28 protein-coding genes are annotated in these 24,070 nt (G+C 65.4%); 15 read left to right on the forward strand and 13 right to left on the reverse strand.

Features of this window, described 5'->3' with window-relative positions; all coding sequences use genetic code 11:
• Positions 1 to 30: 30 nt before the first annotated feature.
• The 4 genes from B2W55_RS01555 to B2W55_RS01570 form a co-directional block, all read right to left on the reverse strand.
• Positions 31 to 1,689 carry an NRAMP family divalent metal transporter gene (locus B2W55_RS01555; protein ID WP_029879170.1) on the reverse strand — a complete coding sequence of 553 codons (1,659 nt, stop codon included), beginning with the start codon at positions 1,687 to 1,689 and terminating at the stop codon, positions 31 to 33.
• 37 nt (positions 1,690 to 1,726) lie between these two features.
• Positions 1,727 to 2,017, reverse strand: coding sequence for a hypothetical protein (locus tag B2W55_RS01560; RefSeq protein ID WP_024581592.1), 291 nt, complete (start codon positions 2,015 to 2,017; stop codon positions 1,727 to 1,729).
• Positions 2,001 to 2,486, reverse strand: a complete 486-nt coding sequence (gene hisE / locus B2W55_RS01565) for a phosphoribosyl-ATP diphosphatase (RefSeq protein WP_024581593.1) — start codon at positions 2,484 to 2,486, stop codon at positions 2,001 to 2,003. Before hisE ends, B2W55_RS01560 begins: the two co-directional genes overlap by 17 nt.
• Before the next feature lie 195 nt (positions 2,487 to 2,681).
• Positions 2,682 to 2,966 carry a hypothetical protein gene (locus B2W55_RS01570; protein WP_024581594.1) on the reverse strand — a complete coding sequence of 95 codons (285 nt, stop codon included), beginning with the start codon at positions 2,964 to 2,966 and terminating at the stop codon, positions 2,682 to 2,684.
• Positions 2,967 to 3,302: 336 nt separating this feature from the next.
• Between B2W55_RS01570 and B2W55_RS01575 the strand changes: the two genes are divergently transcribed.
• Entirely contained in the window at positions 3,303 to 3,572 is a 270-nt protein-coding gene (locus tag B2W55_RS01575; RefSeq protein WP_024581595.1) for a metal-sensing transcriptional repressor, read from the forward strand.
• A 134-nt stretch (positions 3,573 to 3,706) separates the two neighbouring features.
• Here B2W55_RS01575 and B2W55_RS01580 read toward each other — a convergent pair whose 3' ends face one another.
• Positions 3,707 to 3,967 carry a hypothetical protein gene (locus B2W55_RS01580; RefSeq protein ID WP_024581596.1) on the reverse strand — a complete coding sequence of 87 codons (261 nt, stop codon included), beginning with the start codon at positions 3,965 to 3,967 and terminating at the stop codon, positions 3,707 to 3,709.
• A 141-nt stretch (positions 3,968 to 4,108) separates the two neighbouring features.
• Positions 4,109 to 4,915: a creatininase family protein gene (locus B2W55_RS01585; protein WP_024581597.1), complete on the reverse strand. Its 807-nt coding sequence runs from the start codon at positions 4,913 to 4,915 to the stop codon at positions 4,109 to 4,111.
• Positions 4,916 to 5,060: 145 nt separating this feature from the next.
• Between B2W55_RS01585 and B2W55_RS01590 the strand changes: the two genes are divergently transcribed.
• From B2W55_RS01590 to B2W55_RS01610, 5 genes are all read left to right on the forward strand, one after another.
• The gene (locus tag B2W55_RS01590) at positions 5,061 to 6,092 is read left to right on the forward strand and encodes an ABC transporter substrate-binding protein (RefSeq protein ID WP_024581598.1); all 1,032 of its coding nucleotides are present in this window, start codon (positions 5,061 to 5,063) and stop codon (positions 6,090 to 6,092) included.
• A gap of 224 nt (positions 6,093 to 6,316) precedes the next feature.
• Positions 6,317 to 7,123, forward strand: coding sequence for an ABC transporter ATP-binding protein (locus B2W55_RS01595; RefSeq protein ID WP_024581599.1), 807 nt, complete (start codon positions 6,317 to 6,319; stop codon positions 7,121 to 7,123).
• Positions 7,120 to 7,908 (forward strand): ABC transporter permease, encoded by a 789-nt coding sequence (locus B2W55_RS01600; protein ID WP_024581600.1) that lies wholly within the window; start codon positions 7,120 to 7,122, stop codon positions 7,906 to 7,908. Before B2W55_RS01595 ends, B2W55_RS01600 begins: the two co-directional genes overlap by 4 nt.
• Positions 7,908 to 8,891 (forward strand): 2-hydroxyacid dehydrogenase, encoded by a 984-nt coding sequence (locus B2W55_RS01605; RefSeq protein ID WP_024581601.1) that lies wholly within the window; start codon positions 7,908 to 7,910, stop codon positions 8,889 to 8,891. The genes B2W55_RS01600 and B2W55_RS01605 overlap by 1 nt, the downstream gene beginning before the upstream one ends.
• Positions 8,891 to 9,586, forward strand: a complete 696-nt coding sequence (locus tag B2W55_RS01610) for an AprI/Inh family metalloprotease inhibitor (RefSeq protein WP_024581602.1) — start codon at positions 8,891 to 8,893, stop codon at positions 9,584 to 9,586. The genes B2W55_RS01605 and B2W55_RS01610 overlap by 1 nt, the downstream gene beginning before the upstream one ends.
• A 29-nt stretch (positions 9,587 to 9,615) precedes the next feature.
• Here the strand turns inward: B2W55_RS01610 and B2W55_RS01615 are convergent, their stop codons facing one another.
• Entirely contained in the window at positions 9,616 to 9,804 is a 189-nt protein-coding gene (locus tag B2W55_RS01615; protein WP_024581603.1) for a hypothetical protein, read from the reverse strand.
• Positions 9,805 to 10,044: 240 nt separating this feature from the next.
• On the opposite strand from B2W55_RS01615, the gene B2W55_RS01620 reads away from it, so the two are divergent.
• Genes B2W55_RS01620 through B2W55_RS01630 form a run of 3 tightly spaced genes read left to right on the forward strand, consistent with a single transcriptional unit; the run spans position 10,045 to position 12,118 of the window.
• The gene (locus B2W55_RS01620) at positions 10,045 to 10,416 is read left to right on the forward strand and encodes a YciI family protein (protein WP_024581604.1); all 372 of its coding nucleotides are present in this window, start codon (positions 10,045 to 10,047) and stop codon (positions 10,414 to 10,416) included.
• 18 nt (positions 10,417 to 10,434) lie between these two features.
• Complete coding sequence (locus tag B2W55_RS01625; protein WP_024581605.1) at positions 10,435 to 10,785, forward strand: YciI family protein; 351 nt, start codon at positions 10,435 to 10,437, stop codon at positions 10,783 to 10,785.
• Positions 10,786 to 10,816: 31 nt separating this feature from the next.
• Entirely contained in the window at positions 10,817 to 12,118 is a 1,302-nt protein-coding gene (locus B2W55_RS01630) for an RNA polymerase sigma factor (protein ID WP_024581606.1), read from the forward strand.
• Between the two features lie 46 nt (positions 12,119 to 12,164).
• Here the strand turns inward: B2W55_RS01630 and B2W55_RS01635 are convergent, their stop codons facing one another.
• The gene (locus B2W55_RS01635) at positions 12,165 to 12,602 is read right to left on the reverse strand and encodes a hypothetical protein (RefSeq protein ID WP_024581607.1); all 438 of its coding nucleotides are present in this window, start codon (positions 12,600 to 12,602) and stop codon (positions 12,165 to 12,167) included.
• Between the two features lie 227 nt (positions 12,603 to 12,829).
• On the opposite strand from B2W55_RS01635, the gene B2W55_RS01640 reads away from it, so the two are divergent.
• Positions 12,830 to 13,858, forward strand: coding sequence for a putative zinc-binding metallopeptidase (locus B2W55_RS01640; RefSeq protein ID WP_024581608.1), 1,029 nt, complete (start codon positions 12,830 to 12,832; stop codon positions 13,856 to 13,858).
• Positions 13,855 to 14,880, forward strand: coding sequence for a D-alanine--D-alanine ligase family protein (locus B2W55_RS01645; RefSeq protein ID WP_024581609.1), 1,026 nt, complete (start codon positions 13,855 to 13,857; stop codon positions 14,878 to 14,880). The genes B2W55_RS01640 and B2W55_RS01645 overlap by 4 nt, the downstream gene beginning before the upstream one ends.
• 648 nt (positions 14,881 to 15,528) lie before the next feature.
• Here B2W55_RS01645 and B2W55_RS01650 read toward each other — a convergent pair.
• On the reverse strand, positions 15,529 to 15,750 hold the full coding sequence (locus tag B2W55_RS01650) for a hypothetical protein (protein ID WP_024581611.1): 222 nt from the start codon (positions 15,748 to 15,750) through the stop codon (positions 15,529 to 15,531).
• A 651-nt stretch (positions 15,751 to 16,401) separates the two neighbouring features.
• Between B2W55_RS01650 and B2W55_RS01655 the strand changes: the two genes are divergently transcribed.
• Entirely contained in the window at positions 16,402 to 16,623 is a 222-nt protein-coding gene (locus B2W55_RS01655) for a hypothetical protein (RefSeq protein ID WP_160306705.1), read from the forward strand.
• A gap of 517 nt (positions 16,624 to 17,140) precedes the next feature.
• Here the strand turns inward: B2W55_RS01655 and B2W55_RS01660 are convergent.
• Genes B2W55_RS01660 through B2W55_RS01675 form a run of 4 tightly spaced genes read right to left on the reverse strand, consistent with a single transcriptional unit; the run spans position 17,141 to position 20,746 of the window.
• On the reverse strand, positions 17,141 to 17,896 hold the full coding sequence (locus tag B2W55_RS01660) for a GntR family transcriptional regulator (RefSeq protein ID WP_024581613.1): 756 nt from the start codon (positions 17,894 to 17,896) through the stop codon (positions 17,141 to 17,143).
• 6 nt (positions 17,897 to 17,902) lie between these two features.
• Positions 17,903 to 18,883, reverse strand: a complete 981-nt coding sequence (locus B2W55_RS01665) for a Gfo/Idh/MocA family protein (protein WP_024581614.1) — start codon at positions 18,881 to 18,883, stop codon at positions 17,903 to 17,905.
• Positions 18,880 to 19,767: an NAD(P)-dependent oxidoreductase gene (locus B2W55_RS01670; protein ID WP_024581615.1), complete on the reverse strand. Its 888-nt coding sequence runs from the start codon at positions 19,765 to 19,767 to the stop codon at positions 18,880 to 18,882. Before B2W55_RS01670 ends, B2W55_RS01665 begins: the two co-directional genes overlap by 4 nt.
• 19 nt (positions 19,768 to 19,786) lie before the next feature.
• Entirely contained in the window at positions 19,787 to 20,746 is a 960-nt protein-coding gene (locus B2W55_RS01675; RefSeq protein ID WP_024581616.1) for a Bug family tripartite tricarboxylate transporter substrate binding protein, read from the reverse strand.
• A 135-nt stretch (positions 20,747 to 20,881) separates the two neighbouring features.
• On the opposite strand from B2W55_RS01675, the gene B2W55_RS01680 reads away from it, so the two are divergent.
• From B2W55_RS01680 to B2W55_RS01690, 3 genes are all read left to right on the forward strand, one after another.
• Positions 20,882 to 21,271 (forward strand): carboxymuconolactone decarboxylase family protein, encoded by a 390-nt coding sequence (locus tag B2W55_RS01680; RefSeq protein ID WP_029879174.1) that lies wholly within the window; start codon positions 20,882 to 20,884, stop codon positions 21,269 to 21,271.
• A 60-nt stretch (positions 21,272 to 21,331) separates the two neighbouring features.
• On the forward strand, positions 21,332 to 22,693 hold the full coding sequence (gene pcaB / locus B2W55_RS01685) for a 3-carboxy-cis,cis-muconate cycloisomerase (protein WP_024581618.1): 1,362 nt from the start codon (positions 21,332 to 21,334) through the stop codon (positions 22,691 to 22,693).
• Between the two features lie 118 nt (positions 22,694 to 22,811).
• On the forward strand, positions 22,812 to 24,068 hold the full coding sequence (locus B2W55_RS01690; protein WP_024581619.1) for an aminopeptidase: 1,257 nt from the start codon (positions 22,812 to 22,814) through the stop codon (positions 24,066 to 24,068).
• Positions 24,069 to 24,070 lie beyond the last annotated feature (2 nt).

The following is a 24,070-nucleotide window of genomic DNA, read 5'->3' on the forward strand; positions in this document are numbered from 1 at the left end:
ATCGCCGGAAGCGGCCCGGCGTGGCTGCGGTCACGCGCCCACCGTGGCCAGCTGGAAGATGCGCAGCAGCACCAGCCCGCCGGCGACCACGAGATAGCCGCGCAGCACGATCATCCAGATCCGGCTCAGCGGGCTGAGCCGTGCCGGCGGCAGCCGATCGAGCGGCGGCATCCGCCAGGTGTCGCGGTTGAACAGCGGCGGCTGGTGCTTGAAGCGGAACGACGCGTTGCGGCGCGACGACATCTCGTACAGCTTGACCAGCGCGGTGACGACGAGCGCAAGCACGCTGCCGCCGATCAGGATGCCGATGATCCATTGTTCGCCGAGGTCGGGGAACAGCACCGCAGCGGTCAGGATCACCGACAGCATCACCAGCGCCGCGACCACCGCGCCGGTGAACAGGTTCAGCCTGGTCGAATTGATCCAGGGTCCGAGGATGTGACGGTCGTTGCAGAGCAGCAGCAGGAATACGGTCGCGCTCGGCAGCAGCACGCCGGCCAGGGTCTGCACTGCGTTGGTGAGCAGCCCAAGCGGTGTGCCCGGCGTCAGCACCAGCGTGGCGGCCAGCACGATCAGCCCGCAATAGACGCCATAGAAGCCTTTGGCGTCCCACGGCTTGCGGTGCAGCGAGTGCTTGACCGCGAACACGTCGCCGATCGCATAGGCCGTGGAGAGGGAGACCGCGGCCGCGCCGATGATGCAGGCATCCAGCAGTGCGAGGGCAAACAGCACCGCCGGCAGCCGCCCGGCGTATTTTTCAAGTCCGACCGCGGTCCCCAGCGCGTCGGTGTAGTTGCCGAATTCCGGCGTCCCGGCAAACACCGCCGCGCAGAACGAGATCATCGCGACCGCGCCAACCACGACCAGCACGATGCCGATGCACAGGTCCAGCCGCTCATAGCGGATGAAGCGCGGCGTGATCCGCTTGTCGACGATGTAGCTCTGCTGGAAGAACAATTGCCACGGCGCCACGGTGGTGCCGACGATGGCAACGATCAGCAGCATCACCTCGCTGAGCTTGGCGCCCTCGGGCATCTTCGGTACGAAGAAGTCCGCCGCGATCTGCCCGACCGGCGGATGCACCATCAGGATGACCGGCACCAGCAGCAGGCTGCCTACGACCAGCACGATGCCGAACCACTCGAAGCGGCGGAAGTCGCCGGTCGAGACCGCCGCCATCACGATGACGGCCGATGCCAGCACGCCCCAGAACTGCGAGACGCCGAGATAGCTGAGCGCCAGCGTGATGCCGATGAACTCGGTGACGATGGTCAGCGCGTTCAGCACCAGCAGGTCGATGACGCTGAAGGCGCCCCAGAACTTGCCGAAACGCTCGAAGATCAGCCGCGCATGGCCGACGCCGGTGACGGCGCCGAGCCGCACCACCATCTCCTGGTTGACATAGAGCACCGGGATCAGCAGCAGCAGCGTCCACAGCAGCGTGGTGCCGTAGTTCTGGCCGGCCTGGGTGTAGGTGCCGAACGCGCCGGCATCATTGTCGCCGACCATCACGATCAGGCCGGGGCCGACGATCGCCAGTAGCGTCTTCATCCGTGCCGCGAATGTCGCGCGGGGCGCGACATCATCCTCGGCGATGCTGCCGAGTGCACCATGGATATCGCCGAGATGGGCCCGGTCGAGGACCGCGGTCCTGACCGAGGTGGCGGCGTCTTGATCGGGGGCGTGCATGTTCAAGTCATTGACGACGGTCATGACTCATTCCTTCTTACTTGCGTGGTTTGGTTGTTTTGGCTGTTGGAAAGCGGATGATGTTGGTCGCGTCAGGTGCGGGCGCAGGTCTTGCAGCCGGCCGGCGCTTCGGCGCGGCGCCGGCGTCGAAGACCAGGACGATGCCGAGGGCTGCGACATGGCGCACCAGGCCCGCGCTCTCGCTGACGAGACCGATGACGCTGCGCATCACGGGGACGAGCGGATCGTTGGTGGAGCCGGTGGGCCGGACGGTCCGCGCAGCCGTCGGCCGAACCGGCAGCTCGACGATGTCATTTGGCTTGGTCATGGTTGCCTCCCGTCCACTCTGGCGTGGATGGACTCGAATTCCGGTCGCGGGATTTCGGTGGTTTCTCGGCGATCCCGAGTTCGTCGGCACGGCGGCGCATCTCGGCCCACACCGAGCCGGGATCGATCTCGGCGCGATGCCACAATGCGACCAGGTGGTAGAGCAGGTCGGCGCTTTCGCGGACGATGGCCTGCGTGTTGTGCTTGACGGTCTCGAGGGCGACCTCGCCGGCCTCCTCGATCACCTTCTGCGCGATCTTGCGGGTGCTCGCGTTGAGCAGCCTTGCGGTGCGCGGGTGATTGTCCGGCGTCACCGCGGCGAGCGACGCATGCAGCCGATCGAGTTCGCCTTGCGTCCCTGATGCGGTAGCGTGGGGGCCGTCGTTCGCCGGACTTGCGCCGGCTTGCCGGCGCAAGCGTCTTTGCCGGCGGTGTATCTCGGTCTCTGTCTGTCTGGCGGTTTCCGTCATAGCTGCTCCGATCGTCTCCGCGCTGCCTGTCAGGCACGGCGCGAGGAACGCGGAGCGGCTTTACACGCGCGCGCAACCTCCGCTGCCGTGAGCAGCGGCATTCTCAAACGTGATGTCGTTCCCCGGAGGGAGTCCCGTTGCGGCGCCGGAACGGCGGGCAACGGGACGTCTAGGTCCTTCGTCCATGTCCGTCCTCTAGGCGCTTGCAGCCATCTTGAGTTCAGCGGCACGCGCGATTGTCATGCGCGGGCCGGAAGGCCGGTCCGCGCATCGCTCACCGTTGGTTGGTTCGGTGGTGGGGTCGACGATCCACCGGGATTCCAGGTGGCCGTCGATCAGGATCCAATGACAGACCGGGGTTGGACGCCGGCGTTCCGCCGGACGGCGAAAGCCCGGCAGGTTGTCATTGGAATGCGTGGCCGGTCGCGGCTCCATGCGCCGCGGCTCGAACGGCCGGAATTTTGCGAGCTTTTCGAACATCGCTCACCTCCACTTCCGCTGTCGCGCGGCAGGCCGGTGAGGAGCGGCGGTCAGCTAAGGCGCGACCACCCATCCACGCAGGCGAGTTCTGCGCGATCAGTCTTGCTGTGTTGCGGCGTCAACAGTCCCGTCGTGGGTCTACTGTCGCCTGAGTTGCTACTGCCCATGTGCCTTCTGTGTTGGCTCGTGGTCGGGTTGGTCTCCGGAGTAGGACCCCGGTGCGGAACGAATGTTCCGACAATCGGGCACTACGCCTGACACAAACGCGTGTCAAGCCGAATCTGCTATCCTCCGGGGAGGATCATGATTATCCTCCGGGGAGGATAGGAGAACCGTATGCCCGATGACCACCCGCACGCTGCGATTGCCCGGCGCCTGAAGCGCGCCAACGGCCATCTCGAGACCATCGTCGAGATGATTGAGCAGGGCAAGCCATGCGCGCAGATCGCCCAGCAATTGCAGGCCGTGGAGAGCGCGATCGAAAGTGCGAAGAAAGCGCTGATTCACGATCACATCGGCCACGGCCTGGAGGAGACGCTGAAGGCGTCAGGCCCGAAGGGCCGCAGCGTGCTGCGCGACTTCAGGCTGATCGCGAAATATCTGTGATCGCAGGCGGCATCGTTGGGCTTTGCAAGGGTTGACCCGTCCGGGAGATCGCCGGGCGGGTCGGTTGCGGCACGGGGTGGATGAGGACCCGCGCCGAACGCAGGATCCGCGGCCTTTAGGCCTGTTCCGCCCGATCAGTAGCAGGAGCGCACGCGGCCGATGTAATTGCCGTAGGCGTCGAACTGGCGCACCCAGACGCAGCGGCGATAGCCATTGTAGTAGCCGTCATTGGCCGCGATCGCGCTGCCGACAATGGCGGCTCCGACGAGGCCCGCGCCAACGCCCCAGCCCCAGCCATACGGCCTGGCTTCGGCCTGCGAGGTGGTGGCCGCGATGCTGCCGGTCACGGCGAGCGCGGTGAGAGCGAGGGCGGCAAGCCTGGTCTTGATCGACATCGGATACTCCATCCTGTTTGAGCGCGGCCCGCTATGGTCCGCATGCCCGTTGGACGGAGGCTTTTCGGTTCCGGTTCGAACGCGGTCGCCGAAATATGGTTTCGTGAATTGTTTCGTCGTGGCGATCGGGACGCGGCGCGGTCACTTGCCGCGCAAGACGCCCGGATCGAACCTGTCGACGTCGGCGAGCAGTTCGCAGAACGCGCGTGCGCCGTGCTCGATCAGCTTCTCGCCTTTCTCGGCGGAGGCCTTGGTCGCATCGCCGATCGCGCCGCTCGGATTGAGGTCCTGCGCCTGCCAGGCGAACGGCGCCGGCCGCTGCGTCGACAGCCAGCGATAATCCTGCTCGAGCTGCACGCTCGCCGGCTTGAAGTCCGCGATCACCTCCTTGCGCACGGCCTGCGGATATTTCGCCAGCATGATCGAGGTCTCGACCGCGCCGCCATGGATGCCGTGACGCAATTCGTCGGCGTCGAACAGCCCGTCCGGAGCGCCGAAGCGCGACCAGCTCGTGGTTACCACCAGCATCCCGTGTTGCGCACGCAGGTCCTGCGCGACGAGCTGCATCGCGGCGGAATTACCGCCATGGCTGGTGACCATCACGAGCTTCTTCAGTCCGGCACGCGCCACGCTCTCGCCAAGCGCCATCCAGCTTTTCACCGCCACCTCGGTCGGCAAGGTCAGCGTACCCTCGAAATCGAGGTGCTCGGTGGAGATGCCGACCGGCTGCAAGGGCAGGAAGGTCGCCGGGGTGGCGGCCGGCAGCAGCTCGCGCACCCGCGCCAGATAGGCCTCGCCGATCATGACGTCGGTTCCGAGCGGCAGATGCGGCCCGTGCTGCTCGGTCGCCGCCAGCGGCAGCACCGCGATCCAGCGCGCGGCTGCGCCCCCGGCGATATCGGGCCAGTGGATGGCGGTCCAGTCACGGGGCGGAAGCTGAGAAGTCATCGAGGCCGTCGTTTCAATACAAGCGTTTCATTGGATGGATTTGCAGGCTAGTTTATCTGGCATCAGTGAGGCGTTCGCGTCTCCGGGCGCGGTCCACGTCTTCCCGCCTTCCATCATGGGCCATAATGTCAGACGGAGTCCAACCATGATCCGGGCCTTTTTGCCGCGAGCGTTAACCACAGGGCTGCTGGCCGCGGTCCTCGGCTTTGCCGCGGGCTTCGTTCCGGCGCGGGCAGAGACCCTGGACAAGGTCTCGTTCGGCACCAATTGGGTCGCCGAGGGCGAGCACGGCGGGTTCTTCCAGGCGGTCGCGGACGGCACCTACAAGAAATACGGTCTCGACGTCACCATCGTGCCCGGCGGTCCCAACGAGAACAACCGCATGCTGCTGATCGCGGGCAAGCTCGACTTCTTCATGAGCGCGAACTCGTTGCAGACCTTCGACGCCGTCACCAACAACGTGCCGCTGGTCGCCGTCGCGGCGATGTTCCAGAAGGATCCGCAGGTCTTCCTGAGCCATCCCGAGGCCAAGGTGAGCAAGATCGAGGATCTCAAGCCGCTGACGCTGCTGGTCTCCAAGGAGGGCATCGTCACCTACTTCCAGTGGATGAAATCGCGCTACGGCTTCAGTGAGAGCAAGGTGAAGCCCTATACCTTCAACGCGCAGCCCTTCATCGTGAACAAGGACGTCGCGATGGAGGGCTATGTCTCCTCCGAGCCCTACGCGGTGGAGAAGGCGGCGGCCTTCAAGCCGAACGTGCTGTTGATCGCCGACTACGGCTTCAATGCCTACTCGACCCTGATCGAGACCCGCCGCGATCTCGTCGACAAGAAGCCGGACCTGGTGCAGCGCTTCGTCGATGCCTCGATCGTCGGCTGGTATCACTACCTCTACGGCGACAATTCGGCCGGCAACGCCATGATCAAGAAGCTCAACCCCGACATGACCGACGAGCTGCTGGCCTACTCGGTCGCCGCGATGAAGGAGCATGGCATCGTCGATTCCGGTGACGCCATCAAGAACGGCATTGGCGCGATGACCGACGAGCGCATGGCCGATTTCTTCGAGAAGATGGTGAGTGCCGGCGTGGTCAAGAGCAATATCGACTATCGCCAGGGTTACACGCTGCGCTTCGTCAACAAGGCGGTCGGCGTCGAGTTCAGGCCGAAGAACTGACGGTGCGGACGCGCGATGAGATTTAGTCCGGACGTTGCAGCGACGGTGCTCCACCTCTCCCCTTGTGGGAGAGGTCGGATTGCATCGCCAGATGCAATCCGAGTGAGGGGTGACGCTCTCACGCGGGACGTATCCGCCCTCACCCGCGCCTGCGGCGCGACCTCTCCCCGGCGGGGAGAGGTGAACTCTGCGGCTCGACCGCGCCCACCAGTATCCAGCCGCCGATGGTAGAGAGCATCGTGCCGGAAACCGATGCCAGCAGCTTCGCCGTGCGGTTGCGCGGCGTTACCAAGACCTATGACAGCGGCGTGATGGCGCTGGGACCGCTCGACCTCGACGTCGGCAGCGGCGAGTTCGTCTCGCTGCTCGGGCCGTCCGGCTGCGGCAAGTCCACCGCGCTGCGAATTATCGCGGGCCTCGCCGCGGCGAGTACGGGCACGGTCGAGCTCGCGCATCACGACGTCGAGCGGCGCGGCAGCCACCGGATCGGCTTCGTGTTCCAGGAGCCGACCCTGATGCCGTGGGCCACGGTGCGCGACAATGTGCGGCTGCCGCTCAAGCTTGCCCGCACGCCGGCAGCCGAGGCCGATGCGCGCATCGATGCGGCGCTCGATCAGGTCGGGCTCGCCGATTTTGCCAGCGCTTATCCGCGCGAACTGTCCGGCGGCATGAAGATGCGGGTGTCGCTGGCGCGCGCGCTGGTCACCGATCCCGATATCCTCCTGATGGACGAGCCGTTCGCGGCGCTCGACGAGATCACGCGCTTCCGCCTCAACAACGATCTGCTGGCGCTGTGGCGCAATCTGCACAAGACCGTCATCTTCGTGACGCACTCGGTGTTCGAGTCGGTCTATCTCTCGCAGCGCGTGATCGTGATGACGGCGCGGCCGGGCCGGATCGGCGCCGAGTTTCGCATCACCTCGCCGGAGCCGCGCGGCGAGGAATTCCGCACCTCGGCCGAATATGCCGCATTCTGCCGCGAGGTCTCGGGCGCGCTGGCGCCGTCTTATGCGGGGCAGACCGGCGCATGAAGTCTCCGCAAAGCCTCGTCCGCTTCGTGCTGCCGGTCGCGGTGTTCGCCGCTGGCCTCGTGCTCTGGGAGGCGATCGTCCGCATCAACGGCATCCAGCCCTATGTGCTGCCGAGCCCGCTGCTGGTGCTGAAGACGCTGGTCGCGGATTGGCCCATGCTATCGCAATCGCTCGGCGTCACGCTGTTGACGACGCTCGAGGGCTTCGTCGCCGCCGCGGTCGGCGGCGTCGTGCTGGCGCTGTTGTTCAACCAGTCGAAATGGCTGGAATACTCGCTGTTCCCCTATGCCGTGGTGCTGCAGGTCACGCCGGTCATCGCGATCGCGCCGCTGCTGTTGATCTATCTGCAACAGCAGACCGCGGTGATCGTCTGCGCCTGGATCGTGGCGTTCTTCCCGGTGCTGTCGAACACCACGCTCGGCCTCAACTCGGTCGACCGCAACCTTGCCGGATTGTTTCAGCTTTATGGCGCCTCGAAGGTGCAGACATTGCTGTTCCTGAAGCTGCCGGCGGCGCTGCCTTACATCCTCGGCGGCCTGCGCATCGCCGGCGGGCTGTCGCTGATCGGTGCCGTGGTCGCGGAGATCGCGGCGGGCAGCGCCGGCGCCGGCTCCGGGCTCGCGTTCCGGATCGCTGAATCGGGCTACCGGCTGAATATTCCCCGCATGTTCGCGGCCCTTCTGCTGCTATCGCTGGCCGGGATTGTCATCTATGGGTTGCTGGCGCTAGTTTCGCACCTCTTGTTGCGGCGTTGGCATGAAAGCGCGTTAGGAAAGGACAGTTGATGGCCCCGATTTCTTCCGAAAAGATCGATCTGCTGATTTACGGACCGATCCGGCCAATCCTCGAAAACGGCTTTCCCGACCAGTATGTGCTGCACAAGGCCGAGAGCCGCGGCGATCTCGAGCGCCTGACGCCCGACACGATGGCCAAGATCCGCGGCATCGCCGTCACCTATCACTCGATGGCGACCGACAAGACCGCGATGGCGCTGTTTCCGAAGCTGGAAATCGTCGGCAGCTTCGGCGTCGGCTACGACCATGTCGATTCCGCCTATGCACGCGATCACAACATCGTGGTCACCAACACGCCGGACGTGCTGACCGAGGAGGTCGCCGACGTCGCGATGGGGCTGTTGATCGCGACCCTGCGCGAATTCGTCAAGGCCGACCGCTATGTGCGCTCCGGCCTCTGGCAGACCCAGAATTATCCGCTCAGCGTCGGCTCGCTGCGTGACCGCAAGATCGGCATCGTCGGCATGGGCCGGATCGGCCAGGCGATCGGGCGCCGGCTCGAGGCCTCGCGCGTGCCGGTCGCCTATCACTCGCGCAACCCGGCGAAGGACGTTTCCTACAAGCACTATCCCGACCTGATCGAGATGGCCAAGGCGGTCGACACCCTGATCGTGATCGTGCCGGGCGGCGCCTCGACTGCGAAGATGATCAATGCCGACGTCCTGAAGGCGCTCGGCCCGCGCGGCGTGCTGATCAACGTCGCGCGCGGCTCCGTGGTCGACGAGCCGGCGCTGGTCGCGGCGCTGAAATCCGGGACCATCCTGGCCGCCGGCCTCGACGTGTTCGCATCCGAGCCGAACGTGCCGGACGAATTGAAGGCGATGCAGAACGTCGTGCTGCTGCCGCATATCGGTTCGGCCTCGGTGGTGACGCGCAACGCGATGGACCAGCTCGTGGTCGACAACATCACGAACTGGTTCGCCGGCAAGGCCCCGCTGACGCCGGTTGCCGAGACCCCGGTGAAGGGCCGCTGATGAGATTGTCCCGCTTCAGCGTCGTGCTGCTTGCGCTGCTGGCCGCGTGCGGTCCGGCATCCGCGCAGGATGTCACGACGTTGAAGAAGGACATGATCGGGCAGTGGGAGCTCGCCACCACCGAACGCAGCAAGACCTGCGTGGTGACGCTGAAGGGCGATCCGGTGCCGCAAGGCTTCAAGCTCGAGCTGGAGCCGGCCTGCGCCACCGCGCTGCCCTTCACCAAGGACATCACCGGCTGGAGCGTCAAGGGCCTTGGCGACATCGTGCGGCTGCACAACGCGGCGGGCGAGGCGGTGATCGATTTCACCGAGGTCGAGACCGGCATCTTCGAGGGGCTGCGCACCAACGAAGGCGTCTACATCCTGCAAAACCTCGCCGCGGCCCGCTCGCTCGCCAAGTCGATGGACCAGATGATCGGCGATTGGTCGCTGGTGCGCGGCAACGGCCAGGCGATCTGCGCCCTGGTGCTGACCAACACCGAGGCCGGCAACGACAATTTCCAGGTGTTCATGAAAGGCAAATGCGATCCGGCGGTCGCGGCCTTCAACCCGACGCTGTGGCGGCTCGACCACGGCCAGATGATCCTGATGTCGGCCAAGGGCGAGAGCTGGCAGTTCGAGGCCGACGACAACGCCCAGTGGCGCCGCGTCCCCGACAGCGCCGACCCCCTGATCATGCTGCGGGAGCAGTAAGGGATAACCTCCATTCGGTGGCTGATCCGCTAGGCGTGGTCGCCGTTCTTGCGAGGCAGGTTCGGGAGCAGCAATAAGAGCGGAAGTGCCAGCGGCCCTATCAGAGCAGCGATCCATGCCCAGGCTTTGAGGCTGCGCCCGCGGTGCCCGGCCATTCGGGCCGCCAGAACGATCGAGGCGATCGAGCCGATGAGGAGGGCCAAGCTCAGTAAGTCCATGATGCATGCTCCGGCGCCAGACGCGGTGATTGAGAATAGCACGGATGGATCGTCGGCAGTGGTCGGCGGCCGGCCAATAACGCCGAATTGAGGCTCCCGAGACCGCGATCCGGCCGAATCCACCAGCGAAATATTTCTCCAGCTGCTGTCGATCCGGCCGCCTCCGGATCGTCGTTTCCTGTACCGAGCCGGTTTTGGCGGCGATGATCGCCGCGCCTCGTTCAAAGCAGGAGCATTTTCATGCGTTTCATGTCGATCGTGACCTCTCCGCAGCCGCCCGCGCAGCCGACCCCGGCGCTGCTGGAGGCCATGCACAAACTGGCTGACCGCGAGATCAAGGCCGGCCGCATGGTCGATACCGGCGGCCTGATGCCGCTCGCGACCGGCGCGCAGGTGCGCATTGCCGACGGCAATCTCAGTGTCGTCGACGGTCCCTTCGTCGAGGCCAAGGAGGTGATCGGCGGCTATGCGATCTTCGAGCTGCGCAGCAAGGAGGAGGCGGTGGCACTCGCCGTCGAATTCATGCAGCTCCACAAGGACCACATGCCAGGCTGGGAAGGCACCTGCGAGGTCCGCGCCTTCGCCGGCTTCGCCGGACAATGTCCGGAATAGGCGAGGGGAGGATAGACCATGCGCTTCATGTACGTCCTGGTTGCCGAGAAACCGATGTTGCCGAACCCCGCGTTGCGGGAGGCGATCGGCAAGCTGGCCGAACGCGAGATCGCGGCCGGCCGCATGCTCGATACCGGCGCGCTGCTGCCGCGCACGGCGGGCGCCGAGGTGAAGATCAAGGACCGCAAGCTCACCGTCACCGACGGCCCGTTCATGGAGGCCAAGGAAGTGGTCGGCGGCTATGCGGTGTTCGAGCTGAAGGACAAGGAGGAGGCGGTGGCGCGCGCGGTCGAGTTCATGCAGCTTCATCTCGATCACATGCCGGATTGGGAGTTGTCATGCGAGGTTCGTCCGTTCATGGCGGGCTGACGATCGCCGCGATCGCACGCCGGTGGCCGGCATGACGAACGACGACGTCAAGCGCACCATCCTCGGCGTCTGGCGCGTCGAGCAGCCGCGGCTGATCACCAGCCTGTCGCGGATGCTGCGCGACGTGCCGCTCGCCGAGGATCTGACCCAGGAAACGCTGATTGCCGCGCTCGAGCATTGGCCGGCCGATGGCATCCCGGACAAGCCGGGTGCCTGGCTGATGGCGACTGCCAAGCGCCGGGCGCTCGATCATCTGCGTCACGTCAGCATGCGCACGCAGAAGCACGGCATGCTGGCGCACGATCTGGCGCGGGAGCAGGACACCATGCCCGATCTCGATTCGAGGCTCGACGACGACATCGGCGACGAGTTGCTGCGGCTGATCTTCACCGCCTGCCATCCGCTGCTGTCGCGCGAGGCGCGCGCCGCGCTGGCGCTGCGCATGATCTGCGGCCTCACCACCGAGGAGATCGCGCGTGCCTTCCTCCAGGCGGAGACGACCATCGCCCAGCGCATCGTGCGCGCCAAGCGCACCTTGTCGGACTCCGGTCTTGCCTACGAGACGCCGCGTGGCGCGGAGCTGTCCGAACGTCTCGCCTCGGTGCTCGAGGTCGTCTATCTGATCTTCAACGAGGGCTATACCGCAGCGCGCGGCGACGAATGGCTGCGGCCGCAGCTCTGCAACGAGGCGCTGCGCATCGGCCGGGTGCTGACCTCGATCGCGCCGTCGGAGCCGGAAGCGCACGGCCTGCTGGCGCTGATGGAGTTCAACGCCTCGCGGATGGCGGCGCGCACCGATGCGGCCGGCGAGCCGATCCTGTTGACGGACCAGAATCGCGCGCTGTGGGATCGCCTGCAAATCCGCCGCGGGCAACTCGCACTGGCCCGCGCCCGCGAGCTCGGCGGTGCCGGCGGCTTCTATGCGCTGCAAGCCGCGATCGCCGCCTGCCATGCCGAGGCCGATGCGCCCGACGCCACCGACTGGCGCCGCATCGCCACACTCTACGGCGATCTCGCCGCGCTGCTGGATTCGCCCGTCATCGCGCTCAACCGCGCGGTCGCGATCGGCATGGCCGAGGGGCCGCGAGCGGCGCTTGCGATCGTCGACGGTCTCGCGGATGTGCCGGCGCTGAAATCCTATCACCTGCTGCCGAGCGTGCGCGGCGATCTGCTGTACAGGCTGGGCCGCTTCGCCGAGGCGCACACAGCGTTCGAGGCCGCCGCCGCATTGGCCGGCAATACGCGCGAGCGTGAGTTTCTCAAACGCCGCGCCGCAGCCGCCGCGCGTGCCGCGCAGGATCAAGACGGCCGTACGGATCCATCGATCGCGTAGCCGCATCTGCGAAGCGATAGGCCGGACACAGCGCCACGAATCTGGGTCAGGCCTTAGGCGCGATCAGCGCAGCCTTGCCGCGCAACCCCCACAGCAGCAGGAGCGATGCTGCGATGATCGCAAGGCCGATTGCGACGAACCCGGCGGTCACCAGCGTTTCCTGCCACTGCGCGGCGGCACGCCCGGGTGCGGTGATCGGCGAGAGCGCCCCGGTTCCGAGAATGGCGGCGAGGGTCGTGACCGCCCAGTTGCCATAGGTGCCGAACAGCAGCGTCCAGTAGGCGACGGCGCTGCTGCGAGACGGCAACCGGACCTCGCTCCAGATCGCACCGACCACGAGCAGGAACGTACCGTTCATGACGCCCTCGAGATGGGCCGCGAGCGCCATCCGCACATTGGTGAAATGTTGCTCGACCAGGCCGGTCAACAGCCCGATCAGGAACAGGGCCATGCCGTGAAAAAGCAGTCGCCGCCGATAATCCATTCTCGCCCCTCAAATCGTTTAGCGCCGGTAATGGCCGAACCATAACAGAAAGCGCGCAGGCGCCCCCCCAGTGACCGAGTGACGCCGGCCCGCGGCCGGTCTTCGCCCGCGGGTCCAGGCCCGTCGCTGCCACGGGGCAGGCTCCCGTCCGGGAGGGCCCGGCGGTTGTTGCCGGCCACAACCTATGACACCATCCCGATTCCGATTTGGTTTGACGTGGGAGGCCCATGCCGCGCCGGAAATTTGCCTGGGAGAAACTGTCCGATGAGCAGTTGCTCGGGCTACGCCTCAGCAGTCTGAGGGTTGCGGTCGAGGGCACCTGGCTGGAGGATTGCCTCGGCACGCTCCACGAGGAGTTCGAAGAGCGAGGCATTCGGCTGCGGCCGCACGCATGGATATCGAGCGAGTGGTTCAGCCCTTCGACCACGCCCGGTATCGCGATTCCGTTTTATCTCGCGCATCCGCGGCTGATGAAACTCGAGAAGAAGATGATGCTCGACGTCGAGGGCGGCACCTGGTCGGAGTGCATGGCCATTCTGCGCCATGAGGCGGGGCATGTCATGCAGCACGGCTACCAGCTGCACCGCCGCCGGCGCTGGCAACAATTGTTCGGTCCGTCCTCGAAGCACTATCCGCGCTACTACCGGCCCAATCCGGCCAGCCGCAACTATGTCCAGCATCTGCGGCTCTGGTATGCGCAGAGCCATCCGGACGAGGATTTCGCCGAGACCTTCGCGGTGTGGCTGCGGCCGCGTTCGAACTGGCGGACGCGCTATGCCGGCTGGCCCGCGTTGAAGAAGCTCGAATATGTCGACGAGCTGATGGCCGAGATTGCCGGCAAGCGGCCGCTGCTCACGACGCGCGAGCGCGTCGATCCGTTGCATTCGCTGAAGCAGACGCTGGCCGAGCACTACAAGAAGAAGCAGGCGTTCTATGCCTTCAATCCACCGAAGACCTATGACCGCGATCTCTCGAAGCTGTTCTCCGCCGATCCACGGCATCGACGGCAGCCGCCGGCCGCGGTCTTCATCAGGCGGCACCGCGCCCAGATCAGGCAGCTGGTCGCGCGCTGGACCGGCGAGAACCAGTTGACGCTCGATGCCGTGCTCGACGACATGATCTCGCGCTGCCGCGAGCTCAACCTGCGCGCCGTCGGTCCCGAGCAGAAGCTCGTGACCAACTTCACCATCCTGCTCACCGCCAAGACCATGCACGCGCTGTTCGGCCCCTCCCGCCGCAAATGGATTGCGCTATGAAACGTCTTCGCATTCTCGTGCTCATGCACCCGGACTTCGTGCCGCCTGAGACCACCGACGGATATTCCGCGCGCGAGATCAACGCGTGGAAGACCGAATACGACGTCGTCAGCACCTTGCGTGCAGCCGGCCATGAGGTGCGGCCGCTCGGCGTGCAGGAGGAGATCAAGCCGGTCCGCGACGCGATCGAGGATTTCAAGCCGCATGTGGTGTTCACGCTGCTCGAGGAGTTCCACTACGAGGTGGTGTACGACCAGCACATCGCGAGCTACCTCGAGCTGATGAAGGTCCCCTACACGGGATGCAACCCGCGTGGCCTGATCCTGGCGCGCGGCAAGGACCTGTCCAAGACCCTGGCGCATCATCGCCGGATTCCGGTGCCGGCCTTCGCGGTGTTTCCGATGCGTCGCAAGGTCAAGCGGCCGCCGCGTCTTGCGCTGCCGCTGATCGTCAAGAGCCTGAGCTCGGATGGATCGCTGGGCATTTCGCAGGCATCGATCGTCGATACCGACGAGAAGCTCGCCGAGCGCGTCGCCTTCATCCACGAGCGGATCGGGACGGCCGCGATCGCCGAGCAGTTCATCGAGGGCCGCGAACTCTATGTCGGCGTGCTCGGCAACAACAGGCTGCGCGTGTTGCCGGTCTGGGAGTTGAAGTTCGGCAGCATGGGCGGCCCCGGTATCGCCACCGAGAAGGCGAAGCACGATCCGAACTATCAGGAGCGCATCGGAATTGCCGACGGGCCGGCCAGGGATCTGGCGCCGGAACTGTCCGCGCATATCCAGCGGCTGGCGAAACGCATCTACCGCACGCTCGGGCTCGATGGCTATGCGCGGATCGACTTTCGCCTCTCCGCCGATGGCACTCCGTATTTCATCGAAGCCAATCCGAATCCCGAAATCGCCAAGAGCCAGGAGTTCGCGACGGCGGCCCAGCATGATGGGCTGGACTACCCGGGTCTCCTGCATCGCATCGTGACGCTCGGCATGAGCCGCGCAAAGGCCGGCGTATCGCTGGGCTGAGTCGCTGCGTCGTCTGCTAACGATCTGCCGCCGTCAGAGGCTGCGCTGGGTCGGGTGGCGTCGTCCGTCCGCCGGGACAAACATCGCAAACGTTTCCCTAACGCGCGCCGCCGGCGTCGGTGCGTCAGCAGGCGCGGAGGCCTCGGCCGCCATGGGGCGGAACGCGTCGGGGTCTGGCCACCGGCTGGCAACGATGTCGGTTGCCGGAGCCGCCAAGGCGACGCCGTAGCTGCGGCAGCTATCGTAGACGTACAAGACAGCAAGAAAAATCGATACGAGAACAAGGATCGTCCTGAAAACCGGCATTGTGATTGCGCCTTCTTGATTGAGGCGAACAATGCCCGGCCACGGTGAACCGTGCGTTTAGCTGCAAGATCGACCGGCCGATACGGTTCCCGTTTCGTGAACGTGGCGTGTAAACGGCTCGCTTACCAACGGCCTCAAGGTTGCGGCAACCAGCTTTCCTCACCGGCCCGAAAGAAGTCTCTGGCATTGATGGGCCAACAAGAAGACTGAGGAGGCTCCATGTTCATCGCTATTCGAGTCATGATCCTGATCGCCAGTGCATACGCCGGGTCGGCCGTCGCAGAGATGCAGTTCGCGCCTTTGCCGAGCCTCGCGGCTTCGTCGCAGCGATAGGACGGCGCGTCAGGTCGGACGCTTGCGGTTCGAGGAGTCCTGCGTCACGGGCTCGGCCGAGGGTGCGCTGTGATCCAGCAGCAGGAAGTGCACGCAACCGTCGACCGTCTGCGATGCACGCGCAAACCGTTCGGCGAGATCGAGAATGATCGCGCGCTTGTCCGGCTCCATGATGCAGTAGAACGCCAGTGTGAGCCTGAGGGCTTCCTCGTCATCGGGACGGCCAAGCATTCGAGTCTCCGCGCATCGGCAGCAGCGTGTCCGCGGCCACTAGAGCATGATCCCGAGAAGTGGAAACCGGTTTCCCCTGCGACAAAACGGCAAGCGCTTGCACAGAGCTCATGCTCGAACCAGAGATCAGATCGTGATGCGATTCCACGGAAACGCTTCACGATCCGCTGCCCTCAGCCATCCTGAGATCGGCAGGAGAGGCAAATGAAGTGCAGGTTCTCCGCGAAGCCGGCCGCTTCCCGGCGGCCGATTTCGCTGATCGATTTGCGGATCAAGATATCATCGGGCTCGGCTCTCATCTAGCCGCCGTCCGGTGGCGTCGCTGCATGATGGACGCGGGAAGGGAACGGCCTCGTAAGCGCGATGATGCGTCCGACGCAAGGAGATCCGGCCCGATCGCCTGCAAAAGGACAGCGCAGCCAATGCGATGCGCCGAATGTTTCAGCGTGGATGCGCGATCGGCATCAGCAGATCGGAACCGACCGATCGCGGAATCCAAACCAGCATGACGAGCGCAATGTCTCGTCCGCGCAATTCACCTCGTAACTTTACCAGTTCTAAGCGCGGGACAGGCTCGCGTGGCTGGAGCAGGTCCATGCGAATCGCCATGGTCGCACCGGCCATCGGCAGATGGCCGCGCGGATCAGCGACATGATCGAAATTGCGCGCCCTGGGGCGCGCGGCGCGGCGGACCTACTGGTCGACCTTCGGCGTCTTGCCTGCGATGTCGAGGCCGAGCCGGAGTGCGCGTTCCTGGCGCTCTTCGGTCAAGAGCTTCAGTTCCCGTTCCAGCGACCGCGCAACCTCCTGTTGCGTTTCCCTGGAAGGGCGACGGGAGCTATTTTGCGATTTGGCCGGTTGGGCAGTCACTGAAAAACCCTTGTCATCACATTGTCACAGGCATGCCACGACCGAGGTCGGGCGAACAATCAAAAAGAATTCAGCGAGGGTCGATTAGAACGTTTGTTGTGCACCTGACTCAAATTTGAGCAGAAAATTCTCCCCACGAATTTCTCCCAGTATTGTGTCGAATGATGTCGAAGCCGCGATCTCATCAATTCGGATGAGAGAGCCGGGTTCCCACGAAATCATTTCGAGATTCGGACGAAGACGTCCTGAAACCGACAAGGTCTAACCTTAGTAGCGTTGTGAAGGACGGGTGCCTGATGACACGCTGACGATCGACGTCGTGAGGTCGGTCGGTGCTCCCGTGAGACTTTGGGGATGATCTCGGAAATGAAGAAGCCGAATGCTGTGCCATATGTCTGGGCGGCCGCGCTGATTGCGGTCGCGATCTGGGGTGTGAGCGGCACCCCGCAGGTGGCACATACGTCTGCCAGCACGCATCTGGCTCGGGTGCGGTAGCGCGTTTCGCGCGATAGCTCGTTGGCTAGAGCTTCGGCCGCAGCGAGCGCTGCATATCCATCGTGTAGGTGTAGCGCCCTTCGGGGTGCGTGGTGATGGTGACCTCGAACAGTTCCTCGCGCTGGCCATAGTAACGGCGGACCACGGTGAGCGCCGGCGAGCCGGTCTTGACGTCGAGCGCCTTGGCGATCGGCGCCGGCATGCCCCGCACGAAGATCTCCATCTGCGCGCGCTCGGTGACCTGGCCGTACATCTTGGCGATCTGCTCATGCACCGGGGTGCGGCCGTGGTCGCTGCGGGTCACGACATCGGCGAACCGGCGCAGCACGTAGATCTCGGTCCAGCCGAGCGGCGCGGCGAACTGGTCGGAGCGACGCACCGCCTCGATCAGGAACCAGCTCTTGCCGGGCTCGCATTTCAAGAGCGCGGCAAGCTTGCGGTCGGCAACGATGTCACTGCTGCCGACCACATCGCGGTAGGTTTCGTTGGAATAGCGCAGCCACTCGCCGAGCGATTTGACGCTGTGGGTGAACAACACCGGCGGCTCGGAAGCGATCACCACCGAGCCGAGCCCGGCGCGGCGCACGATCAGGCCCTGGTCGATCAGGATGCGCAGTGCCTCACGCACGGTCTGGCGGCTGGCCTGGTAGCTCGCCATCAGCTCGGTTTCGGTCGGCAGCAGATTGCCGACGGCGTAGGTGCCGAGACGAATCTCCCGTTGCAGTCCGGTGGCGATGTCGCGGTAGCGGGACGATCTCGCTCGGTCCGGTTGTTCAGACATGGCGGATCACTGGTATGCCATATGGCAGGCGACCGGATGTCCCGTCTGCATCGATTGCAGCGCGGCCTCGAACGCGGCGAGCGTCGCCAGCACGTCGGCTTCCGGGACCGGGAACGGTTGCTTGCGTTCGACCGCGTCGGCGAAGGCCACGAGTTCCGCGGCAAGCGTGTCGACTGCGGGATAGCGTGTCGTCGCGGGTGCTTCGCCGGATCTCCGCAGCACCATCGTCACCTCGTCGAGCACTTCGGCAGATCCCCTCGTTCCGAACACATGCACGCGCCAATAGAACGGTGTTGCGCGGATTGTCGCAAGGGTTGCGCTGACGCCATTCACAAATTGAATCACCAAAGTTGCAGTGTCGAGCGGTGGCGGTCCGGCTTCGCGTTCATTCAGCCGGGCGTAGACCCGGCGCGCGGGACCTAGCAGGCTGACGAAGCCGTCGAGCACATGCAGTCCCGCGCCGGTCAGTCCGCCGCCCGGGGATTCCTCCGGCGACAGCCGCCAGCCCTGCGTGACGGCCTGGGAGTTCTCGTTGCTGTTGTGGCCCTCGACATGCAGGATCGTGCCGAGCTCGCCGCTGGCTGTGATCGCGCGCAGTGCCTGCATCGACGGCCAGAACCTTCGGTTATGCCCGACCGCGAGAGTGACGCCGGCGCTGCGGCAGGCCGCGAACATCTCGGCGGCGTCGTCACGCCGGAGCGCCAGCGGTTTCTCGCAAAACACCTGCTTGCCCGCACTGGCCGCCGCGATCACCTGGCGCTTGTGCAGCGAATGCGGCGTCGCCAGCAGCACGGCATCGATGCCGGGATCGGCGAGGACGTCGTCCAGGCTTGCCGCGAGCGCCAGATTGTGCGCCTTGCAAAAGCTCGCGGCGCCGGTGCTGTCGGGTTCCACCGCGCGGATGATGTTCAGCCGGGGCTCCTTGCGCGCGGCCTCGACCAGCGCGCGGCCCCAGCGGCCGAGGCCCGCGATCGCACAATTGATCATGAATGGTCCTCACCCCGGTGCTGTCCGGCACGTACCGCCTCGATGACAGCGGCGCTGTCGCAGTCCGGGCCCTCGAGCGCAATCGCCTTGCGCAACAGCTCGGCCTGCACTGAAGTCAGCGGCAAGGGCAGGCCGTGCCGGCCGGCCTCCAGCAGGATCAGCTCGGCGTCCTTCAAGGTCTGCGCGATATGCGATTGCGGCGAGAAATCCCGCGCCAGCATCTTCGGTCCCTTGCTGTCCATCACCCTGGAATATGCCGCCGATTGTCGCGCCGTCGCAAGGAAGCTCGCGCCGTCCAGACCGAGGCTTTCGGCAAAGGCGAGGCCCTCGGCGAGCGCCGCGCGGTTGTTCTGCAGGATCAGGTTGATGGCGAGCTTGGTGCGGCTCGCATCGCCGATCGCGCCGACATTGATCCGCTGCGGGCAGAGGATGTCGAGCGTTGCCGCGGCGGCTGCGATAATGTCCGCATCGCCTGCGACAAGCGCGCTGGCGGTGCCGGCGCGCACCTCAGCGCTGGTGCCCGAGATCGGCGCCTCGATCAGGGCAAGGCGCGAGCGGGCAGCGAAGTCGGCGATCGTCGCCATCTCGTCCGGCGCGCAGGTGGTGGTGCAGATGACGAGTGGCGGCGGCGTCGCGTTGGCGAGGTCGGGCAGCAATCCGATCGCCTGGGCCGCGTCATACACCGCGATGACGATGATCCGGCAGCGCGCCGCGACGTCGGCGGCGAAGGCCGCGAACTCGGCGCCGCTGGTCTTCAGCCCATCGGTCTTCGCCGCATCGACGTCGAAGCCGATCACCCCGATGCCGGCATCGATCAGGCGTGCCGAGAGCGCTGATCCCATCAGCCCCAGGCCAATCATGCCGACAGGTGTCTCGCGCGCCATGATGCGACGTAGCTTCGCGCTATTGCGGCTCGATGCCGGCGGCCTTGACCTCCGCCGACCAGCGCACGACCTCGCTCTTGACGAAAGCGGCGAACTCGGCCGGCGCCAGCGGCGCCACGATCACGCCGACATCGGCGAGTTTCTTCCTGGTTTCCGGCATCGCGAGGTATTTGGCGCATTCGGCATAGATCTTGTTGACCACCGGTTCCGGCGTGCCGGCCGGCGCGAACAGGCCGTACCAGATCGTCGCCTCGAAGCCCGGCATCGCTTCCGACAGCGCGGGCAGGCCGGGCGTCAGCTCGTTGCGGGCCGCCGATGTCACCGCGATGCCGCGCAGGGTGCCGCCCTGCATCTGCGGGATCGCGACCGAGAAATCGCCGAAGGTCAGGTCGATCACGCCCGCCATCACATCGGTCATCGCCTGCGGCACGCCGCGATAGGAGGCGGCGATCAGCGACAGGCCGCCGCGCGACTGCAACTGCGCGATCGAGATCTGCGATGCGCCGGAGCCGTAGCCCGCGGTCAGGTTGGGGTTGGCCTTGGCGTAGCTGAGGAACTGCGGCAGGTCCTTGGCTGCGAGCTTCGGGTTGACCAGCAGCACCATCGCCGTCGTGGTGGTGCGGATGACCGGCGCGAAATCCTTCACCGGGTCGTAGGGCAGGCTCTTGAGCGTCGCGACATTGCTGGCTTGGGTGGTGTTGGTGCCCATCAGCAGCGTGTAGCCGTCCGGTGCGCTGCGGGCGACTTCCTGGGCACCGATGCTGCCGAGCGCGCCGGCGCGGTTCTCGATCAGCACGGTCTGGCCGAACGCATCCTGTAGATGCTGGCCGACCAGGCGCGCGACATTGTCGGGTCCGGCGCCGGGCGGGAACGGCACGATGATCCGGATCGGCCGCTGCGGGAAGTCGTCCGCCGCGGCTGCCGGCAGGACCGGAAGCGCAGCGAGCAGGACGGCGAGCAGCCCCAGCCGTAACTTCATCCCGGTCCCCTCCTGGCGGTTTTGAAGAATTTATACGGACAAATTTATCAGGAATGCAAGAGAAGGGCCTATAGGAATATTGTTGTACGACATATTTATCCGTATAAATAGCCAGAACACGGGAGCCGGACGACGATGGTCGACATCAGCGATCTGCATGCGCGCGGGCTGCGGCGGCGCCAGAAGATGTTCGGCGAGGTCGATGTCGCCAAGCGGATGGCGGCCGCCGGCGAATTCGGCACCCCGCTACAAAACATCATCAATGCCTATGTCTATGGCGACGTCTGGGAGCGCAGCGGCCTGTCCGACCAGATCCGCAGCCTGGTGATGCTCGGCATCACCGCGGCGAGCAGCAAGCCCACCGAATTCCGCGTTCACGCCAAGGGCGCACTGGCAAATGGCTGCACCGCTGCGCAGGTGCAGGACGTGCTGCTGCTGGTCGCGATGTATTGCGGCATTCCGGCTGCCATCGAGACCAGCAAGATCGCAGCCGAGGTGCTCGGCGAAACGCCGGCGGAGGGGTAGGGCAGCGGCTTGCGCCGTGATAGGCAAATTGCCGACCGCGACCGGCAACAGGATGCGCCCATGTCCGCCTTTCCGACCTCGACCACCGTGCTCGACTCCGTGTTGTTTCGGGATGCTTTCGGCACGCGCGAGATGCGTGAGGTGTTCTCCGACCTGCGGCTGATCGGGCGCTACGCCGAGGTTGAGGTCGCGCTGGCAAAGGCCGAAGCGCGCTGCGGCGTGATCCCGGCGGAAGCTGCGGAAGAGATCGCTGCGCGAACCGATGTCACCGCGCTCGATTTCGATCTGCTGCGGCAGGAGACCGACGTGGTCGGCTATCCGATCCTGCCGCTGGTGCATCAGATGGCGAAGCAGTGCGGCGAGGCCGGCCGCTATGTCCATTGGGGCGCGACCACGCAGGACATCATGGACACCGCCGTGGTGCTACAGCTGCGCGACGGTCTCAGGATCGTCGAGAACGACATCGCCGCACTGCGCGGCATCCTGGCCGATCTGTCGAAGCGTTATCGCGACACGCCGATGGCCGGCCGCACCCATCTGCAACAGGCCCTTCCCGTGACCTTCGGCTACAAGACCGCGATCTGGCTCGCTGCCTTCGATCGTCACGCCGCGCGGCTGGCGGAGCTGAGGCCGCGTGTGCTGGTCGGCCAGTTCGCCGGTGCCGCCGGCACGCTGGCCTCGCTGGGCGGCAAGGGGTTCGAGGTGCAGCAGGCGCTGTGCGAGGAACTCGGCCTCGGTGTGCCGGTCGCGACCTGGCACGTCGCCCGCGACGGTCTGGCGGAAGCGGTGAATTTCCTGGCGCTGGTCACGGGAACGCTGGGCAAGATCGCGCTCGACATCATGATCATGGCGTCGACCGAGTTCGCCGAGGTCTATGAGCCATTCGTGAAAGGGCGCGGCGCTTCCTCGACCATGCCGCAGAAGCGCAACCCGATCTCGTCGGAGTTGATGCTCGCCGCCGCCAAGGCGGTGCGCCAGCATGCCGGCCTGATGCTGGATGCGATGGTGCAGGATTTCGAACGCGCCACCGGCCCGTGGCATGCCGAGTGGATGGCGATCCCGGAAAGCTTCGTGCTCACCGCCGGCGCGCTGCATCAGGCCAGGTTCGCGCTCGGCGGCCTCATCGTTGATGAAAGGCGGATGGCCGACAATCTCGACATCAGCCGCGGGCTCATCGTGGCGGAAGCCGTGATGATGGGGCTCGCGCCCGCGATCGGCCGGCAAGAGGCGCATGACGTGGTCTACGATGCCTGCCGTGTCGCCAACGACAAGGGCGTGACCCTCGCCGAGGCGCTGGCCGCCGATCCGCGCGTCGCGAGCCGGATCGATCGGGCCACGATCGACCGCCTCACCGCGCCAAAGAACTACCTCGGCCTGGCGCCCGAGATGGTCGACCGGGTGCTGACTTCGGTGAAGCGGTAAAATTCGAGGCAATTGCTCGCCGTCGCGTGATCGGCTGCGGCGGGCAGGAACCTTGCGAATGCGGATCGAATTGGACTACGAATCCTCATCACCCTCCAACGACACGGCCGGACGCTTCATGACCGCACTTCAACGCAACCTTTCCGCCTCGATCGATCCCGTCAAGCTCGATCGGCTCGCCGAAGTCGCGATCAAGGTCGGCCTGCAATTGCAGCCGGGGCAGGACCTGCTGCTCACGGCGCCCGCCGCGGCGATGCCGCTGGTGCGGCGGGTGGTGGAGCACGCCTACAAGGCTGGCGCCGGTCTCGTGACGCCGTTCTTCTCTGACGAGGAGCTGACGCTGGCGCGCTACCACTATGCCAACGATGCAAGCTTCGACCGCGCCGCGGGCTGGCTTTACGAAGGCATGGCGAAGGCGTTCGGCGCCAACACCGCGCGGCTCGCGATCGTTGGCGACAATCCGATGCTGCTGTCCGGCGAAGACCCAACCAAGGTCGCACGCGCCAGCAAGGCCAACTCGATCGCCTACCAGCCGGCGCTGGAGAAGATCGTCAATTTCGACACCAACTGGAACATCATCGCCTATCCGAGCACATCCTGGGCCAGGCAGGTATTCCCCGACGATGCCGAAGACGTCGCGGTGGCCAAGCTTGCGGATGCGATCTTCTCTGCATCCCGGGTCGATCAGGATGGCGCCGTCGCCAACTGGGAAAGGCATAATGCGAAGCTGCGCGAGCGCACCGAATGGCTGAACGGCCAGCGCTTCCACGCGTTGAAATATTCCGGCCCCGGCATGGACCTGACCATCGGCCTCGCCGACGGTCACGAATGGGAAGGCGGCGCCTCGACCGCCAAGAACGGCATCGTCTGCAATGCCAATATCCCGACCGAGGAAGTCTTCACCACGCCGCACTGCCGCCGTGTCAGCGGCCATGTCGTCAGCTCGAAGCCGCTATCCTACCAGGGCACGCTGATCGACAATATCGCGGTGAAGTTCGAGGAAGGTCGCATCGTCGAGGCCAAGGCCTCGCGCGGCGAGGAAGTGCTGAAGAAGGTGCTCGACACCGACGAGGGTGCGCGCCGCCTTGGCGAGGTCGCGCTGGTGCCGCACTCTTCGCCGATCTCGAAGAGCGGGCTGTTGTTCTTCAACACGCTGTTCGATGAGAACGCCGCCTCGCATATCGCGCTCGGCCAGTGCTACTCGAAATGCTTCGTCAATGGCGACAGACTGACGCCGCAGCAGATCGCCGAGCAGGGCGGCAACAAGAGCCTGATCCACATCGACTGGATGATCGGCTCCGCGCATACCGACATCGACGGCATCCACGCCGACGGCCGCAGCGTGCCGGTGTTCCGCAAGGGTGAGTGGGCTTAACA

The sequence above is a fragment of the Bradyrhizobium sp. UBA2491 genome (assembly GCF_002341725.1).
Classification (GTDB): Bacteria; Pseudomonadota; Alphaproteobacteria; order Rhizobiales; family Xanthobacteraceae; genus Bradyrhizobium.

Bases quoted from the DNA above. Each gene is read 5' to 3' on its own strand.
- B2W55_RS01555 (WP_029879170.1), bottom strand. From the start codon at position 1,689: ATGCACGCCCCCGATCAAGACGCCGCCACCTCGGTCAGGACCGCGGTC.
- B2W55_RS01560 (WP_024581592.1), bottom strand. From the start codon at position 2,017: ATGACCAAGCCAAATGACATCGTCGAGCTGCCGGTTCGGCCGACGGCT.
- hisE (WP_024581593.1), bottom strand. From the start codon at position 2,486: ATGACGGAAACCGCCAGACAGACAGAGACCGAGATACACCGCCGGCAA.
- B2W55_RS01570 (WP_024581594.1), bottom strand. From the start codon at position 2,966: ATGTTCGAAAAGCTCGCAAAATTCCGGCCGTTCGAGCCGCGGCGCATG.
- B2W55_RS01575 (WP_024581595.1), top strand. From the start codon at position 3,303: ATGCCCGATGACCACCCGCACGCTGCGATTGCCCGGCGCCTGAAGCGC.
- B2W55_RS01580 (WP_024581596.1), bottom strand. From the start codon at position 3,967: ATGTCGATCAAGACCAGGCTTGCCGCCCTCGCTCTCACCGCGCTCGCC.
- B2W55_RS01585 (WP_024581597.1), bottom strand. From the start codon at position 4,915: ATGACTTCTCAGCTTCCGCCCCGTGACTGGACCGCCATCCACTGGCCC.
- B2W55_RS01590 (WP_024581598.1), top strand. From the start codon at position 5,061: ATGATCCGGGCCTTTTTGCCGCGAGCGTTAACCACAGGGCTGCTGGCC.
- B2W55_RS01595 (WP_024581599.1), top strand. From the start codon at position 6,317: ATGGTAGAGAGCATCGTGCCGGAAACCGATGCCAGCAGCTTCGCCGTG.
- B2W55_RS01600 (WP_024581600.1), top strand. From the start codon at position 7,120: ATGAAGTCTCCGCAAAGCCTCGTCCGCTTCGTGCTGCCGGTCGCGGTG.
- B2W55_RS01605 (WP_024581601.1), top strand. From the start codon at position 7,908: ATGGCCCCGATTTCTTCCGAAAAGATCGATCTGCTGATTTACGGACCG.
- B2W55_RS01610 (WP_024581602.1), top strand. From the start codon at position 8,891: ATGAGATTGTCCCGCTTCAGCGTCGTGCTGCTTGCGCTGCTGGCCGCG.
- B2W55_RS01615 (WP_024581603.1), bottom strand. From the start codon at position 9,804: ATGGACTTACTGAGCTTGGCCCTCCTCATCGGCTCGATCGCCTCGATC.
- B2W55_RS01620 (WP_024581604.1), top strand. From the start codon at position 10,045: ATGCGTTTCATGTCGATCGTGACCTCTCCGCAGCCGCCCGCGCAGCCG.
- B2W55_RS01625 (WP_024581605.1), top strand. From the start codon at position 10,435: ATGCGCTTCATGTACGTCCTGGTTGCCGAGAAACCGATGTTGCCGAAC.
- B2W55_RS01630 (WP_024581606.1), top strand. From the start codon at position 10,817: ATGACGAACGACGACGTCAAGCGCACCATCCTCGGCGTCTGGCGCGTC.
- B2W55_RS01635 (WP_024581607.1), bottom strand. From the start codon at position 12,602: ATGGATTATCGGCGGCGACTGCTTTTTCACGGCATGGCCCTGTTCCTG.
- B2W55_RS01640 (WP_024581608.1), top strand. From the start codon at position 12,830: ATGCCGCGCCGGAAATTTGCCTGGGAGAAACTGTCCGATGAGCAGTTG.
- B2W55_RS01645 (WP_024581609.1), top strand. From the start codon at position 13,855: ATGAAACGTCTTCGCATTCTCGTGCTCATGCACCCGGACTTCGTGCCG.
- B2W55_RS01650 (WP_024581611.1), bottom strand. From the start codon at position 15,750: ATGCTTGGCCGTCCCGATGACGAGGAAGCCCTCAGGCTCACACTGGCG.
- B2W55_RS01655 (WP_160306705.1), top strand. From the start codon at position 16,402: ATGATCGAAATTGCGCGCCCTGGGGCGCGCGGCGCGGCGGACCTACTG.
- B2W55_RS01660 (WP_024581613.1), bottom strand. From the start codon at position 17,896: ATGTCTGAACAACCGGACCGAGCGAGATCGTCCCGCTACCGCGACATC.
- B2W55_RS01665 (WP_024581614.1), bottom strand. From the start codon at position 18,883: ATGATCAATTGTGCGATCGCGGGCCTCGGCCGCTGGGGCCGCGCGCTG.
- B2W55_RS01670 (WP_024581615.1), bottom strand. From the start codon at position 19,767: ATGGCGCGCGAGACACCTGTCGGCATGATTGGCCTGGGGCTGATGGGA.
- B2W55_RS01675 (WP_024581616.1), bottom strand. From the start codon at position 20,746: ATGAAGTTACGGCTGGGGCTGCTCGCCGTCCTGCTCGCTGCGCTTCCG.
- B2W55_RS01680 (WP_029879174.1), top strand. From the start codon at position 20,882: ATGGTCGACATCAGCGATCTGCATGCGCGCGGGCTGCGGCGGCGCCAG.
- pcaB (WP_024581618.1), top strand. From the start codon at position 21,332: ATGTCCGCCTTTCCGACCTCGACCACCGTGCTCGACTCCGTGTTGTTT.
- B2W55_RS01690 (WP_024581619.1), top strand. From the start codon at position 22,812: ATGACCGCACTTCAACGCAACCTTTCCGCCTCGATCGATCCCGTCAAG.